The following is a 13,914-nucleotide window of genomic DNA, read 5'->3' as shown; positions in this document are numbered from 1 at the left end:
TCGTTTTATTCCTGTTTTGCTCAACCGCGTTTGGGCAATCCGCTAAACCTAATAATATGGATACCGCAACCTTCGGAGCCGGCTGTTTTTGGTGCGTTGAGGCTATTTTCCAAAACCTGGAAGGGGTGGAAAAGGTCAGTTCGGGTTACACCGGAGGCCATGTTCCCAACCCGAGTTACGAGGAAGTTTGCACCGGCGTGACCGGCCATGCGGAAGTGGCGAGGATCCTGTTCAATCCGGAGGTGATCAGTTTTGAGGAATTGCTGGAAGTCTTCTGGCAAACCCATGATCCGACGACGCTTAACAGGCAGGGGGCGGATGTTGGCACCCAATATCGTTCCGCCATCTTTTATCATAACGAAGAACAAAAACGCCTGGCCGAAGAATATAAAAGGAAGCTGAACGAATCGGGCGCTTTTAACAACCCTGTTATCACCGAAATAAGTCCCCTCACGGTGTTTTACGAGGCGGAGAATTATCACCAGGATTACTACAGGAATAATGGCGACCAGCCTTATTGCCGGCTGGTAATTAAGCCGAAAATGGAAAAATTCGAGAAGGTCTTCAAGGATAAACTGAAAAAGCAGCCTTAAACTTTGCACTTCCATTTTAATCGAAAATCCGGCTGCCTCGCGCCAACTGGTAAGTTTTTGTTTTTATAACCTTGGAAAATAGCAATTTATGGATATTTTTGCCTTGGAAAATAGCAATATGTATATAAGCCGAGATATCGACAAGGAACTAAGCGCCTGGCGGCAAGAAAAGAAAGGGAAACCTTTATTGTTACGGGGCGCCCGCCAGTAGGGAAATCCACATCTGTAAGGAATCTTGCAAAGGAATTTGACCATTTCCTGGAGATTAACTTTGAAGAACAACGACAAGTTCATAAGATATTCGAAGGCGACCTTGATCCGTTTGAAATTTGTGAAACGCTTTCTGCGTTGTATAACATTCCTATCATACCAGGTAAAACGCTGATCTTTTTGGATGAAATCCAGGTTTGCATTCCTGCTATCTCGGCGCTTCGTTTTTTTTTATGAGAAATATCCCGAACTACATATAGTAGCTGCGGGTTCATTGCTTGAGTTTGCGTTGGAGGAAGTACCCTCTTTTGGTGTAGGCCGCGTACGGTCTGTTTTTGTTTATCCGCTGTCTTTTAATGAGTATCTGCGCGCAGCTGGCGAGAATGGTTTGCTTTCCCTGAAACTAAAAGCAAGCGCTGACAGGCCTTTACCCGAACCTGTTCATGCAAAATTGTTGGATCATTTTAAACGTTTCCTGGTGTTGGGCGGGATGCCGGAGGTGATAAAGGTTTATTTAAAAAGTAAAGACCTGATTGCTTGCGGAAGGGCACTGGATGACTTGATAACTTCGTTAAAAGCAGACTTTGCAAAATATAAAAGGCAGTACCTTTTCTACGGATTGCGGAAGTATTCGATTCAGTAATACAACAGTCGGGTGGAAAGTTTATTTATTCAAAGGGCGCGACAGAGTCGAGCTATAAACAAATCAAGGAGGCAGTTGAGCTATTATCTATGGGCGGCCTGGTTATTTCCGTCACCCATACTGCGGCAAATGGGATACCTCTTGGAGCGGAAATTAATCCAAAGAATAAGAAATTGCTATTGCTTGATACAGGCGTATTTCAAAGACTACTTCAATTGAATATTGGCGAATTGATCTCCGAAACTGATTTTGAAGCGGTCAACAAAAGAGCAATTGCAGAGCAATATACAGGATTGGAGCTTCTGAAAGCGGCCTCCTGTTACAGGCAGGAGGCATTGTTTTACTGGCAAAGAGAAGCCAGAAACAGTAATGCTGAAGTTGACTACGTCGTCCAAAGATCAGGACAAGTTGTTCCAGTTGAAGTGAAATCCGGAAAGAAAGGAGCTATGAAGAGTATGCACATTTTTCTACAAGAGAAAAAATCTTCTTATGGGGGCAGGTTTTCTATGGAGAATTTTGCGAAATATGAAAATATTCTTGTCGTTCCTTTATATGCCGTTGGTGATTGGTACGGTAACGCCTTTTGATATTAACCGTTTGAGCAAGCTCTTGCGTATCATTATTCCAGCGCCCGGGCAAAAGCGCGTTCTGCTGTTTCGCCGCTCTTATCCGTTAATACCGCATAAAAATCCGGTTTGATTCCTCGCAGCCAGGGAACGCATCGCAGGATAAGCGCCTTTACTTTAAAGATAGCCAGGCCTTTAGGGTTGTCTTTGAAAAGGAGCTTTACAATGCCCTTGTTATGCTGCCCGCAAATTTCCTTTAGCACTTTATGCCCCTCGGATATCAGCAGGTAGCGGAACAGGGAAGGAGTATAGATATTCAGGTGCCCGTAAGCAAAGAAATGTTCCGCTTTTCTGTCCACGTAAAAGGAAAAGTCAATGGGAACTTCATAATGCTGAAATTTGGATACCCGCATGATCTCCCGCATGAGCTTGCGCGGGAATTCAACATGTTCAATAACATGGGCGCAGTAGGCCAGGTCAAAGTAGTTATCGGGGTAGGGCAGGGTATAGCCGTCAAATACCCGGGCTTCCGCAAGGCTTTTCATGTTTTTCTCCCGGGTTTGCCGGATTCCGCTTTCTGAGATATCCACGGCATAAAGTTCAGGGCAAAATCCCCACTGATCCAGCCAGTAAAGGATGCTGCCTTCTCCGCAGCCAACTTCAAGCACTTTGGACGGTTTTATTGCCGCCGCCAGTTCCGTTACATTCCGGGCTTTACGTTCGGCGCTTTTTCGCCTCCACTCCGTGTCTGCGGAATTATATTGGTTGTCATAAGAAGACTTCAGAGATGTACTAACTTCCATAAAATTATCATGTTTATTTCACTCCGGCCTTAACGATCCGAAAACAACATTAAAACTAGAGAAGAACGTTAAATTTTTCAAATTCTTATTATTTACAGGATAGAAAGAGGTAATTTGTATTATGATCAGAGCAACTTTATATGCGGGCCTGCCGGCTTTTCTATTCCTGGCTGCCTGCGGTACTCAGAACGATTATACGGCGGCGAATGCACATTCCCATAACGACTATGAGCAGGATATGCCTTTTGAACAAGCTTTTCATGCGGGCTTTGGGTCGGTGGAAGCGGATGTTTTCCTGCGGAAAGGAGAATTGTTCGTGGCCCACGATGCAGCGGATATCCGGCAGGACAGAACCCTGAATGCACTTTATTTAAAACCAATAGCCTCATCGGGCAATGGCAGAAAACTTCAGCTGCTGATTGATCTGAAAACGGGCGCGGACAGCACGCTGCCCATATTGGAGAAACAGCTGGCACAGTATCCCGGCATAACTGCGGGCTCTGAAGCGGGGAAGGAAGCAGAAGTAAAGGTAGTGATCAGCGGCAGCCGGCCGGATCCGGAGAAGTGGGCGGAATCGCCGGCATTTATTTACTTTGACGGCCGTCCCGGGGAAGAGTATTCAGCAGCGGCGCTGGAAAAGACGGGCCTTATCAGCGATAGCTTTCGGAATTATACCGATTGGGACGGGAAGCAACCAATGGACGGACAGGTGAAAGAACAACTCCGGAAGGTGGTGCAAAACGCGCATGAGCTGGGAAAGCCGTTTCGCTTCTGGGCCGTTCCGGATACCCCCCTTGCCTGGGAACTGATGACTGAACTGGGAGTGGATTATATTAATACCGATAAAATAGCCGCGCTCGCCGACTGGCTGAAAAAACCGCGCTGACATCGTTACAGCGGTATAAATTATGTACTTTAGCGGTCCTAAGTAAAGAAATGGATCACAAGACACTTATTTTGGTACAATGCCGTGATGCGGTTGGGCTTGTATCAAAGATCGCTCATGTGCTGGCAGCCTGCAATATGAATATTACGGCAATGCGTGAATTCGTGGATGAAGGCGAGCAGCAGTTCTTTGCCCGTATCGCTTGCGCAGGAATAGATGCGCCTGATGAAAATAAATTGTTAAGGGAGCTGGAAGAGGCTTTGCCGCAAGGAGCGAACGTGCTGGTGAACCCGCGGCCGGAAAAAAAAGTGGCCGTGCTGGTTACCAGGGAGTATCATTGCCTGGGTGATATTCTTACCCGGCATTTTTTTCAGACCCTGGGTGCTACGGTTTGCTGCGTGATAGGTAATCACGATCATTTGAGGGCTTTTACCGAACAGTTTTCGATCCCTTTTCATTATATCAGTCATGAAGGGCAAAACCAGGAGGAATTTGAGGCATCCATCCTGGAAACGCTCGGGCAATACGAACCGGATTACCTGGTGCTGGCCAAGTTCATGCGCATCCTGTCCCCGGAATTCGTGGCAGGCTACCGGGAACGGATCATAAATATTCATCATTCTTTTTTACCAGCCTTCATGGGAGCGCATCCTTATCGCAGGGCTTTTGAACGAGGTGTAAAGCTCATCGGGGCCACCGCCCATTTTGTAACGACTGACCTGGACCAGGGGCCGATTATCGCACAGCAGACGACGCCCGTTAATCATAATTTCAGTGTGAAAGACATGGTAGTGGCCGGCAAAGGGATCGAAAAGGCAGTACTGAACCGCGCCCTGCAGCTGGTATTCCAGGACAGGGTATTTGTATCGGGAAATAAAACCGTCGTTTTTGAATAAATCTTAGCGCGGAATAAAGGGTGAATTACTGATTCCCGGCGGCTTCTTCCTTTGACTTGTTTTTGAAATACCTTCTGAACAGGAAATTATGACGGAGGGCTTCCATGTTTTCGTCAAGTTTTTCCGTGCTGCTTTCAAGGTTTTCAAGCGTGCTTTTCAACGTTCCCGCAACTTTTTCGTCCGTCAGCAGCATGCCGATTGCATTATTATTGCTTTCCAGGCGGGTGCTTACTCCCTCAAGATTTTTGGTAATAGCGGCGGCCGATACGCTGACGGCTTCCAGCTGAGAAACCGCGGACTGGAGGTTATTATAGAGCGTAGTGTCGCTTAGCAGGTCATTGACAAGCGTGCCTTCCTGGTTGAGCTTGCCGGTAAACCGGGAAAGGGACCTTGAAACGGCTTCAGATTGGCTGGCAGTATTTTTCAGGCTCGAAACGATGGCGCGAAAATCCATGGCCAGCGAGGAGTCGGACAGCAGGGCGCCTACAGTACCTTGTCCGCCGGCTATTTGCGAAGTGATCTTTTTCAGGTCGCTGGTAATTGCTACCAGGTTCAGGTTATTTACCTGCAGGGTTTCCATCATATCAGCGGGGCTTTCGGATTTCAATACATCCTGGTTTTCCACAGGCGGCGCCGCCGGGCTTCCCCCGTGGATCACCACGATCTTATTCCCGATAAAGCCGTCTGAACTGATGGTTGCCAGTGCGTCTTTGCGAATATATTCCCGGACTTCGCTCTCAATATCCATTTCTATCTCTACCTGGGAGTTCCCGTGAAAGTTGATCTTCTTGACCGTTCCTATCTTTACTCCTGAAAACCAAACATTATTGCCGGCGGTCAGTCCTTCCACATTGTCAAATACCGAGGTGAGCGTAATACTTTTCACAAACGCTTTCTGCTGGCTTCCCAGGGTAAGGATACCGGTTACCAGGATAATGACTCCAAGCAAAACAAATATCCCTACAATTACCGAGCGTTTTTTATCTGCGTTATTCATCTTTATTCTGTAAAGTTATAATCGTAAAAGGGCTTTACTCTTTCGTCCGTTGTATCAAATACTTCTTCAAATGTTCCTTCACGCTGGAATTTTCCGTCCAGGAGCATAACAATACGGTCGCCGGTGGACTTGGCGCAGGTGAGGTCATGCGTAATAATGATGGAACTGGTATTGTACCGTTTCTGTACTTCGTTGATCAGGGCATTGATAGCCGTGCAGGTAATTGGATCAAGGCCCGCCGTGGGCTCGTCATACAGCATGATTTCCGGTTTCATGATCAGGGTACGCGCGATACCAATCCTTTTTTTCTGTCCGCCCGAAAGCTCGGAAGGCATCTGGTTGATTGCCTGGGACAATCCTACTGCTTCCAGCACTTCTTCTATGGCCTGTTTGATTTGTTTCCGCTTCAGGTGGCGCATATTCCTTACCAAGGGGAACTCCAGGTTTTCCCGCACGGTCATGCTGTCATAAAGTGCGCTGTGCTGGAAGGAAAAACCGATCTTCTGCCGCAGTTCCCTCAGCTCCGCGGTGCTAAGCCGGTCAACCTCCCGGCCTAATACGGTTACCTGCCCAGTGTCGGGTTTTAATAAACCGGAGATGATTTTGATCAGTACTGATTTTCCGGTACCTGAGCGACCGAGTACTACCAGGTTCTCGCCCTGGTGAAGGTCCATATTGATATTTTTGAGTACGTCCAGGTCCCCAAAAGACTTTTCCAGCCCCCTGATGGAGATCACGGCCTTGTTCCGGTCTATTTTAGAGGCGATTCTTTTCATTTTTTATATATCACGAGAAGCGCAGGTAATTGACGATCGTTACCACCAGTATCTCCTCAATAAAGATCAGGAACATGGATGCGACCACGGCGGAGTTAGCTGCTTTTCCTACTCCTTCGGTTCCCTTGGACGAATGATAACCTGTATAACAGGAGGTAATGCCAATGGTAAAACCGAATACGATTGATTTTATAAGTGTTGAAAATATATCCAGGAACGAAATAGCTTCAAATATATCATTAAAATAGGTGGCAAAGCTGGTGAGTTCATTCTGATGAACGTTCAGGTAGGCGCCCATTAGCGCCACGAAAGCGGTGTACATAGTTAGTACCGGTATCATGAAAGTGGTGGCAAGCACCCGCGATACTACCAGGAATTTAAAAGGATTGGTGCCTGATACTTCCATGGCATCTATTTGTTCGGATACCTTCATAGAACCCAGTTCGGCGCCAATATTGGATCCAACCTTTCCGGCGGCGATCAATGCGGTGACCAGCGGGGCCAGCGCCCTGATAATGGCAATGGAGATCAATGCCGGAAGCCAGGATGTTGCCCCGAAATCCGCCAGAGAAGGCCTGGATTGGTTAGTAAACACGATACCGGTGATAAAGCCGGTCATCGAGATAAGGGGCAGGGACTTATAGCCCACCTGATAGCATTGCTTTATCAGCTCTTTCAGTTCATAGGGAGGAAGGAAGGCCTCCCTGAAAAACTTCAGCGTAAAGGCATAAATACCGAATAATTCAAGGAATAAGCGGTCCAGCCGCCTGGTGGTCACATTCTTCGCCATTTAATCACGTAGCCAGTTTCAGAACCACACGGTTTCTGAGCTGCAAAAATAGGAGGAAGATCGGAAAATCGATAAGTTTTACGATATTAAATGTCCGAATAGTCAGCTGGTCTCAGGAACAGGATATCTGAATGGGACACGTTATCCTGGTATTCTTCCATAGAAGAAAGCTTTTTCCATGCCGGGTCGCTGCCAAAGGCTTTCCAATGCTTGTCGCGGGATTCTTTGTCCGAAAAAGTAGTCATGTACATCAGGTTAGGCATATGGCTTCCGGCCAGTACTTCGGCATAAAATACCGCGTTGAAACCCAGACGGCTGAAAATGCCCACTTCATCTCCGTCATTAAACATCTTCACCTTGTTTTTATAAAGGTTTTCCGAAGGGCTTTCGTAGCTGCGGAGTTCATACACCCGCTCGCTTTTAGGGGCATCCAATTGCGGAAGTGCCATCTCCGGCATTTTTACGAAGGCTTTCAGCAGGATCTTTTCCATTCGTTGATAAGCGGGATTATCATAGGCAGTTTCCAGGTAATCTTTCCCCTTCACGTTATAGGTTTTGTCTTTCCCGAGTTTTTCCTCCAGGCTTTCCATCTGCTCCAGGCTGCGGTAGGGAATAAAAACGTACACCTTTTTGTCTTTGGTGTTTTCAATGGGTTTAAACACACCCACATGCGCTATTCCCGCCCTGTGAAGCGCCGGAATATAAGCTTCCTTCAGAAACAGGTCAATGCGTTGTTCCTGTTCTGCGTTTTCAAGATGATAGATCTTTAGCTCATAATATTCCTGCCGCGGCGGCTCACCGGCCGAAAGCCGGAAAGCCGTCACGGTCAGGAGAATAAGACTGCCTGCCAGCAGCAGGGAAAATTTGCTTTTTTTCATCTATATCTGCGGGTCAGATCACTTGCGTTTGTCCCGGAATAGCATGGGGATAATAACCGTCTTCGTTCGGCAGTACTTTCGGCTTGGTATCCCAGGTAAAAGCGTCCGGCAATAAGCTGATCTCAGAGTTGATCGCATCGTCCCAGCTGACCACCTGGCCTGAATACGTGGCGGCACGTCCCAGGAGAGAGGTCATCGTGCTGCGTGCAGCGTTTTCCGCATCGGCAAATTTGAATTCACCGGCTGAAATAGCCGCAAAAAGCTCGTCATGTTCCTGCTGATACGGATTGGGATCGTTATTATCCTTATAATCAAAAACGGCGTTGCCTTTCAGGTCCCAGAGTTTCCCGGTATTGCCTCCATCAGACAAAAATGCCCGGCCCTTGGTTCCCTGAAAGGACTCGTCTACCCTGTTATGACAGCCTTCAAAATGCCGGCATTCACTGTGAATAATGCTTCCGTCTTCGTAGGTAAACAATACCACGTGGTGATCAAATATCTCGCCATGTTCCTTGCCGGTACGTACCAGCCGGCCACCGGTTCCTTCTGCTTTTACCGGGTAGCCTCTTTTCGCCCAGTTGGCAATGTCGATATTATGAACGTGTTGCTCGGTAATATGGTCGCCGCAGAGCCAGTTAAAATAATACCAGTTCCTCATCTGGTATTCCATTTCGGTTTGACCGGCTTCCCTTGGGCGAACCCATACGCCGCCGCTGTTCCAGAATACCTGGCCGCCTACGATATCGCCGATGGCGCCGTCATGCAGCCGGTTCATGGTTTCCCGGTAGCTGTTCTGGTAATGACGCTGGAGGCCTACCACAACGTTCAGCTTTTTACGTTTGGCTTCCTCTGCGGTGGCAAGTACTTTACGGATACCCGGCGAATCGGTAGCGACCGGCTTTTCCATAAATACGTGCTTATTATTCTTGATGGCTTCTTCAAAGTGAATAGGACGGAAACCCGGCGGGGTTGCGATCAGCAGCACATCGGCTTCGGCAATGGCTTTCTTATACCCGTCAAAGCCTACAAATTTCCGGTCCTCGGGTACGTCCACTTTCTTGCCGAATTTTTGAGAGAGTGCTTTATGGCAGTCTTCCAGGCGGTTACTGAAAGCATCTGCCATTGCTACCAGCTTCAGGTTATGCTTGGTGCTGAGCGCCTGTGCCGCTGCGCCCGTGCCACGGCCTCCGCAGCCGATCAGGGCGATTTTTATTTCATCGTTCACCGCTCCGGCGTACGCGCCTCCGGCAAAAGGAAGGGTGCTTAAAACGGTCCCTCCGGCAAGCATTGCCGAAGTTTTCAGGAATGCCCTCCTGTCATTTACTGTTTCCAGCTTTATTGTTTTCTTTTCCATGTATAAAGTTTTAGATTTCTAAAGATCGGCAATAGGTTCCACATTATAATAAGCTTCAATTTCTTCCTTTGAAGGGGTAACGGCGGGACGAACCAGGCGCAGTCCCAGGAAAGGCGCTTCCGGGAACCACCAGTTGCTTTTCGGCACCTGGGGGTCAATACGCTTCCAGGCGGCCTGGGAAGGGATCCGGTTGGCTGAACGTAATTCGGCGGCTTCGTCGGTGAAAGATCCTCCCCGGACTGTACGTGGATAAAGCTGGGTCGGGGCGGCTAATGGGTTATCGGCCGCCTTGTTCTTTTTAAACTCCGCATAAAACTCCGGCAGGTACTGATCCATTGTCCATTCCATCACATTGCCATGCATATCGTAAAGCCCCCAGGCGTTCGGTTTTTTGGAACCTACCGGATGCGTTTTGCTATCGCTGTTAGCGGCGAACCAGGCGTATTCGCCCAGTTGTGCGGGATCGTCTCCGAAAGAATAGCTGGTTTCAGCGCCCGCGCGGCAGGCATATTCCCATTCGGCTTCGGTTGGCAGACGATAAAATACACCGGTTTTGGCGTACAGCCATTTGCAGAATTGGAGCGCATTGTATTGGGTCATGCTAATTGCCGGGTGTCCCTCTTTTCCCATACCGAACGTCATATCCAGGTAGGGTTTGGTAGGACGCGTTACCGCATCCGCTTCGGCGCTGATAGGTGATTCGCTCTTCCGGGCTTCAAAATTTTTATAAACGAACAACTCGTAAACATCCCAGGTAACCTCGTACCGGCCCATCCAGAAAGGATCAATTTTGACGGTATGCTGTGGTCCTTCATCTTCCTGCCGGCCTTTTTCATTTTCCGGGCTTCCCATAGTAAATTCTCCTGCCGGAATACCGACCATCTTAAAATTAAGGGACGTTCCGGGTATCTCCTGGTCATAATCTTCGGGCTTCTGGTCCTGAGCCCGCAATGAAAAACTGCCGATGCCCATCAAAAGTGCCGGCAAAACTGTTCTTGTTATTAGTTGTTTTTTCAAATACATACGAAATGCTCCAAAATGGTCGCTAAAGATATGAAAATTTGTATATGTACGAAATAATTCAATAATATAGCAGGGAATTATGGCAGATAAAATATACATTAAAAACATGGTCTGTCCCCGCTGTGTAAAAGTGGTCAGGGAGGAGTTGGAAAAGCTGGGGTTGCCGCTGAAGGAAGTGGAACTTGGTGAAACCAGTTTCACCAGGGAGCTTACCAACGAAGAGCTGGGCCGCGTCAGGGGCGTCCTGGAAGAAAATGGGTTTGAACTGCTGGAAGACAGCAAACAGCGCCTGGTGGCCCACTTGAAAACGCTCATTATAGAAATGGTAAATACCGGCATTCCGGAAAAGAAATCTCATGAAAATAATTCAGATTACCTTGCCAGGAAGCTGGGCCATGATTACAATTACCTGAGCAGCTTGTTTTCCACCGCCGAAAACCTTACCATTGAAAGATACATTATTCTTCAAAAAATTGAGCGGGTAAAGGAATTGCTGGCGTACGGAGAACTTTCCCTCAGTGAAATAGCCTACCAGCTGGACTACAGCAGCATCGCCCATCTTTCATCCCAATTCAAAAAGGTAACCGGGCTTAGCCCCAGCCATTTTAAGAAAATAGGTGAAAAAAGAAAAGGCCGCCTGCTGACGACCTGATTCTTTTTTTTTCGTGATCCGGATAACCCGTACCTGTTTGGGAGAGGAGCGTTAATCGCTTGAGGGATATGCCGGCTGAACTTTTACTTCTTCAATCTGAAGGGTGTGCCTGGAACAATGAGCGGCTGTGAATAACAGGAACTGGTAGGCGTCTACCGGACCCATGGGTGAGTCGGTCACATGGTCCCGCAGATTTTCCGGTGTGCTTCGTATATATTCAGTTAACACTTTCCTATGCTCTTTAAAAGCAGCCACCGCCTCGGATGTGCTGGCGTAGGTATCGCCCGGAACAGCGGCTTCCGGCGCCTGGGCCTTCTTTGAACGATCGGTCATCATAGAAATGATCTCCTCATCGGTGGTTTTTATTTCCTTCTTTCTTTCCGGATTTGCAGGCTGTTCTATGACTTTCTTTGCCATACCGAAGAGCAATTTCTCCGTCAGGATGATATGCTCCAGGCACTGGTTGATGGACCATTTGTCTTCCGCAGGTTTAAACTGCATCTGTTGGTTATTTAACCCATCAATGCTTTTCAACAGATGGTTACCGGTTTCCTGGAAATAATCAAGTAAGTCCTGCTTATCCCGGGGAGGAGCGGAAACGGGTTCCTTTACTGTAAAGGAACACATAAAAAGCGCAATCAGCAAAAGGGGGATCTTTTTCATAATCCTGCGAATTTAACGTTTTTTGCCAGCGTAGCAATACGGTAAATGTTATAATTCCCGGTTCTTTTTCAGGTGATTCAACAGGAGGTTGTTGTACTGCTCCAGCAAATGAATGTACTTATCTTTCCAGCTGTCATTGCCGGAGTTACCGGCCGCCTCCTGGCTTTTCTCCGCATCGCTTGTATCATAAATTGATTTGAAGTCTTCTTTGGAAAAAAGATGGGGAAATTCCACGGAAAAGTCGTGTTTCAATGCGCAGCCGATCCGGAAAATGATCTCCGGCTTCAGGTGCTGCTGGTTAAACCAGTTGTAAACCGACCTTCTGTTCACATGGGTTAACCGCGACAGTTCGCTGATGCTGTAACCGTTTCTCCTGATGACCCTTTCAACTATTTGTCCATAATGTAGATCCATGATAATCTGATAAATTGAAATGTTATTGAATAGCAAGCGCCGCCCGGGGGACTTTAACTTTTGCCACCAGCGCGCAGTTCAGTGGCTCAATGATCATGACGACGGATTTTCCGTGAATTTCAACAATTTCACCTTTCCAGTTCATCAATTCCCCATTCTTCATTTTAACCTTGTCACCTACCTGGAAAGCAGGCAAACTCATTGTTTCGACATCCGGATAACACTGGATGATATCATGGATCCGTTCAATCTCGTTTTCGCTGATCACCGCCGGCTTGCCGCAGTGGTAAACGAAATTTACGATACCTGCAGTTTGCCTTACATTAACCTGCTCCCGCAAATCGGCATATACGAACAAATAAGAACTGAAAAGGGGAAACTCAACAGTTTTATTTCTGTCTGCCCATTTCCGCTGTGTTTTAACCACGGGACAGAACGATCGGATGCCCTGTTCTTTTAAAAGCTGATCGGCCTTTTTTTCCCAGCGGGACCGGGTGTAGACCACATACCATTTTCTTTTAGTAACTGATTCAGTCATATGTTTTGTAACCTCCTATTTAAATATGTAATTATTGCGCATCAATGCATCTTTTAACAATAGAAAGGTAGAGACATTTTCTATAAACCGCTAACGGTCACAGGCATATGTGCATTTCATTGTAAATATCTGAGAAGAGGTATATGAAAAACAGCGGGCTTGTGAGCAAGGAAAACGAACCTATACACGACCCTTCACAGAATTTCTCATTATTATATATAAAATATCGCATAATTATAAAAATTAATAATTTTTTATGTTTATGTTGTAATATTGCTGCTCTTACCAGCGAACGAGGCTACACATTTATCTGGGAACACAGGGGATGTAAGTGGAGTGGCGAAGCTGTGAGCTTGCCTGTCAAATACCATGGTTAAATAATAAAATCTATTAATTATGATCTCTTTGAAAAAACGGGCCATGAAAGCCCTTGCAGCTGCTGCATTAATGGTTTTGGCTGCCGGATGTGACAAAAAGCTGGAAGATGACAAACCTGATTTCAGTAGCAACCTGATACACTATTTCCCGTTCTCGGGTAACGGGGTAGATGACGTATCGGGCCAGGAATTTGACATGCACGGGATCACCTATCTTTCCGACCGCAAAGGCACAGAGAATTCTTCCGCCTTTTTTAACGGGTTCAGCGGCTGGATGGATATCAGCGTTGGCCTCAAAGAAAAAGCAGGTACGCTCTCTTTCTGGATCTACCCCTGCCTGTGTAAGGAGAACAATCCGCTTTTCGTAAAGAAGTCCGTAGAAAGCGATCCTTATTTTGGAAAGTACTACGTAGGATATAGCGAAGAGGGGAGGATTGAAGCAATGTGCAATGGAAAATGGAACGTAGAAACGGATATTGTTATTCAGGCTAACCAGTGGTATAATGTGGTGCTGCGCTGGGACGATGCTTCCGGCATCGTGGATATTTTCGTTAATGGTAAGAAAAAGCTCTCTAAGGAATATACAGTGGATGCTTCTGCACTCCCGGATGATGCGACCCCTGCTTACCTGGGCAAAATCCTTCATAAACCGGAAGAAGGTGGTGCCGTTGAGACCGTTTATTACAAAGGTAAACTGGATGACGTACGTCTTTACAATATCTGGCTTCCTTACGAAGAAATAGAAGCCCTTTATACAGAATAACTTAATACCTAGATAATTAATTCCTGGGGTTATGAAACTATTTGTACTCTGTTTGATAGCGTGTACCTGCTTTCATTATAGCGGAAGTGCGC

At 47.0% G+C, this 13,914-nt stretch carries 18 protein-coding genes; 8 read left to right on the top strand and 10 right to left on the bottom strand.

Annotated features, from left to right (window positions below):
* Window positions 1–56 precede the first annotated feature (56 nt).
* From msrA to FRZ59_RS14240, 4 genes are all read left to right on the top strand, one after another.
* A complete protein-coding gene (gene msrA, locus FRZ59_RS14255; protein WP_132128493.1) occupies window positions 57–593 on the top strand; it encodes a peptide-methionine (S)-S-oxide reductase MsrA in 537 nt (178 codons plus the stop codon).
* Window positions 594–749: 156 nt separating this feature from the next.
* The gene (locus tag FRZ59_RS20025) at window positions 750–1,040 is read left to right on the top strand and encodes an AAA family ATPase (protein WP_132128682.1); all 291 of its coding nucleotides are present in this window, start codon (window positions 750–752) and stop codon (window positions 1,038–1,040) included.
* Window positions 988–1,446: an ATP-binding protein gene (locus FRZ59_RS14245; protein WP_132128492.1), complete on the top strand. Its 459-nt coding sequence runs from the start codon at window positions 988–990 to the stop codon at window positions 1,444–1,446. Before FRZ59_RS20025 ends, FRZ59_RS14245 begins: the two co-directional genes overlap by 53 nt.
* Window positions 1,422–2,033, top strand: coding sequence for a DUF4143 domain-containing protein (locus tag FRZ59_RS14240; protein WP_394345225.1), 612 nt, complete (start codon window positions 1,422–1,424; stop codon window positions 2,031–2,033). The genes FRZ59_RS14245 and FRZ59_RS14240 overlap by 25 nt, the downstream gene beginning before the upstream one ends.
* A 32-nt stretch (window positions 2,034–2,065) precedes the next feature.
* Here FRZ59_RS14240 and FRZ59_RS14235 read toward each other — a convergent pair whose 3' ends face one another.
* Entirely contained in the window at window positions 2,066–2,815 is a 750-nt protein-coding gene (locus FRZ59_RS14235) for a class I SAM-dependent methyltransferase (protein ID WP_132128490.1), read from the bottom strand.
* 121 nt (window positions 2,816–2,936) lie between these two features.
* Between FRZ59_RS14235 and FRZ59_RS14230 the strand changes: the two genes are divergently transcribed.
* Together FRZ59_RS14230 and purU are read left to right on the top strand one after the other, a co-directional pair.
* A complete protein-coding gene (locus FRZ59_RS14230) occupies window positions 2,937–3,701 on the top strand; it encodes a phosphatidylinositol-specific phospholipase C/glycerophosphodiester phosphodiesterase family protein (RefSeq protein WP_132128489.1) in 765 nt (254 codons plus the stop codon).
* Window positions 3,702–3,751: 50 nt separating this feature from the next.
* Entirely contained in the window at window positions 3,752–4,597 is an 846-nt protein-coding gene (gene purU, locus FRZ59_RS14225; protein ID WP_132128488.1) for a formyltetrahydrofolate deformylase, read from the top strand.
* Window positions 4,598–4,622: 25 nt separating this feature from the next.
* On the opposite strand, the gene FRZ59_RS14220 is transcribed toward purU, so the two are convergent.
* From FRZ59_RS14220 to FRZ59_RS14195, 6 genes are all read right to left on the bottom strand, one after another.
* Entirely contained in the window at window positions 4,623–5,594 is a 972-nt protein-coding gene (locus FRZ59_RS14220; protein WP_132128487.1) for an MlaD family protein, read from the bottom strand.
* Between the two features lie 2 nt (window positions 5,595–5,596).
* A complete protein-coding gene (locus tag FRZ59_RS14215; protein WP_132128486.1) occupies window positions 5,597–6,370 on the bottom strand; it encodes an ABC transporter ATP-binding protein in 774 nt (257 codons plus the stop codon).
* Between the two features lie 10 nt (window positions 6,371–6,380).
* Window positions 6,381–7,160 carry an MlaE family ABC transporter permease gene (locus FRZ59_RS14210; RefSeq protein WP_132128485.1) on the bottom strand — a complete coding sequence of 260 codons (780 nt, stop codon included), beginning with the start codon at window positions 7,158–7,160 and terminating at the stop codon, window positions 6,381–6,383.
* 86 nt (window positions 7,161–7,246) lie between these two features.
* Window positions 7,247–8,038, bottom strand: coding sequence for an NIPSNAP family protein (locus tag FRZ59_RS14205; RefSeq protein ID WP_132128484.1), 792 nt, complete (start codon window positions 8,036–8,038; stop codon window positions 7,247–7,249).
* Between the two features lie 13 nt (window positions 8,039–8,051).
* A complete protein-coding gene (locus FRZ59_RS14200) occupies window positions 8,052–9,392 on the bottom strand; it encodes a Gfo/Idh/MocA family protein (protein ID WP_192901578.1) in 1,341 nt (446 codons plus the stop codon).
* Between the two features lie 18 nt (window positions 9,393–9,410).
* Window positions 9,411–10,379: a formylglycine-generating enzyme family protein gene (locus tag FRZ59_RS14195; RefSeq protein ID WP_225975072.1), complete on the bottom strand. Its 969-nt coding sequence runs from the start codon at window positions 10,377–10,379 to the stop codon at window positions 9,411–9,413.
* A 115-nt stretch (window positions 10,380–10,494) separates the two neighbouring features.
* Between FRZ59_RS14195 and FRZ59_RS14190 the strand changes: the two genes are divergently transcribed.
* A complete protein-coding gene (locus FRZ59_RS14190; RefSeq protein WP_132128483.1) occupies window positions 10,495–11,067 on the top strand; it encodes a helix-turn-helix domain-containing protein in 573 nt (190 codons plus the stop codon).
* A gap of 51 nt (window positions 11,068–11,118) precedes the next feature.
* Here the strand turns inward: FRZ59_RS14190 and FRZ59_RS14185 are convergent, their stop codons facing one another.
* Genes FRZ59_RS14185 through FRZ59_RS14175 form a run of 3 tightly spaced genes read right to left on the bottom strand, consistent with a single transcriptional unit; the run spans window position 11,119 to window position 12,682 of the window.
* Window positions 11,119–11,730 (bottom strand): DinB family protein, encoded by a 612-nt coding sequence (locus FRZ59_RS14185; RefSeq protein WP_132128482.1) that lies wholly within the window; start codon window positions 11,728–11,730, stop codon window positions 11,119–11,121.
* A 48-nt stretch (window positions 11,731–11,778) separates the two neighbouring features.
* On the bottom strand, window positions 11,779–12,144 hold the full coding sequence (locus FRZ59_RS14180) for a helix-turn-helix domain-containing protein (RefSeq protein WP_132128481.1): 366 nt from the start codon (window positions 12,142–12,144) through the stop codon (window positions 11,779–11,781).
* 22 nt (window positions 12,145–12,166) lie between these two features.
* On the bottom strand, window positions 12,167–12,682 hold the full coding sequence (locus FRZ59_RS14175; RefSeq protein ID WP_132128480.1) for a UpxY family transcription antiterminator: 516 nt from the start codon (window positions 12,680–12,682) through the stop codon (window positions 12,167–12,169).
* 396 nt (window positions 12,683–13,078) lie between these two features.
* On the opposite strand from FRZ59_RS14175, the gene FRZ59_RS14170 reads away from it, so the two are divergent.
* Entirely contained in the window at window positions 13,079–13,822 is a 744-nt protein-coding gene (locus tag FRZ59_RS14170) for a LamG domain-containing protein (RefSeq protein WP_132128479.1), read from the top strand.
* Window positions 13,823–13,914: the final 92 nt, after the last annotated feature.

Origin of the sequence: Anseongella ginsenosidimutans (assembly GCF_008033235.1) — a bacterium.
Classification (GTDB): domain Bacteria; phylum Bacteroidota; class Bacteroidia; order Sphingobacteriales; family Sphingobacteriaceae; genus Anseongella; species Anseongella ginsenosidimutans.
The sequence above is the reverse complement of the archived record's forward strand: the minus strand, read 5'-3'. Positions and strand labels throughout refer to the sequence as shown.

Bases quoted from the DNA above. Each gene is read 5' to 3' on its own strand.
- FRZ59_RS14230 (WP_132128489.1), top strand. From the start codon at position 2,937: ATGATCAGAGCAACTTTATATGCGGGCCTGCCGGCTTTTCTATTCCTG.
- purU (WP_132128488.1), top strand. From the start codon at position 3,752: ATGGATCACAAGACACTTATTTTGGTACAATGCCGTGATGCGGTTGGG.
- FRZ59_RS14170 (WP_132128479.1), top strand. From the start codon at position 13,079: ATGATCTCTTTGAAAAAACGGGCCATGAAAGCCCTTGCAGCTGCTGCA.
- FRZ59_RS14180 (WP_132128481.1), bottom strand. From the start codon at position 12,144: ATGGATCTACATTATGGACAAATAGTTGAAAGGGTCATCAGGAGAAAC.
- FRZ59_RS14190 (WP_132128483.1), top strand. From the start codon at position 10,495: ATGGCAGATAAAATATACATTAAAAACATGGTCTGTCCCCGCTGTGTA.
- FRZ59_RS14175 (WP_132128480.1), bottom strand. From the start codon at position 12,682: ATGACTGAATCAGTTACTAAAAGAAAATGGTATGTGGTCTACACCCGG.
- FRZ59_RS14210 (WP_132128485.1), bottom strand. From the start codon at position 7,160: ATGGCGAAGAATGTGACCACCAGGCGGCTGGACCGCTTATTCCTTGAA.
- FRZ59_RS14215 (WP_132128486.1), bottom strand. From the start codon at position 6,370: ATGAAAAGAATCGCCTCTAAAATAGACCGGAACAAGGCCGTGATCTCC.
- msrA (WP_132128493.1), top strand. From the start codon at position 57: ATGGATACCGCAACCTTCGGAGCCGGCTGTTTTTGGTGCGTTGAGGCT.
- FRZ59_RS14235 (WP_132128490.1), bottom strand. From the start codon at position 2,815: ATGGAAGTTAGTACATCTCTGAAGTCTTCTTATGACAACCAATATAAT.
- FRZ59_RS14200 (WP_192901578.1), bottom strand. From the start codon at position 9,392: ATGGAAAAGAAAACAATAAAGCTGGAAACAGTAAATGACAGGAGGGCA.
- FRZ59_RS14205 (WP_132128484.1), bottom strand. From the start codon at position 8,038: ATGAAAAAAAGCAAATTTTCCCTGCTGCTGGCAGGCAGTCTTATTCTC.
- FRZ59_RS14220 (WP_132128487.1), bottom strand. From the start codon at position 5,594: ATGAATAACGCAGATAAAAAACGCTCGGTAATTGTAGGGATATTTGTT.
- FRZ59_RS14185 (WP_132128482.1), bottom strand. From the start codon at position 11,730: ATGAAAAAGATCCCCCTTTTGCTGATTGCGCTTTTTATGTGTTCCTTT.
- FRZ59_RS14245 (WP_132128492.1), top strand. From the start codon at position 988: ATGAAATCCAGGTTTGCATTCCTGCTATCTCGGCGCTTCGTTTTTTTT.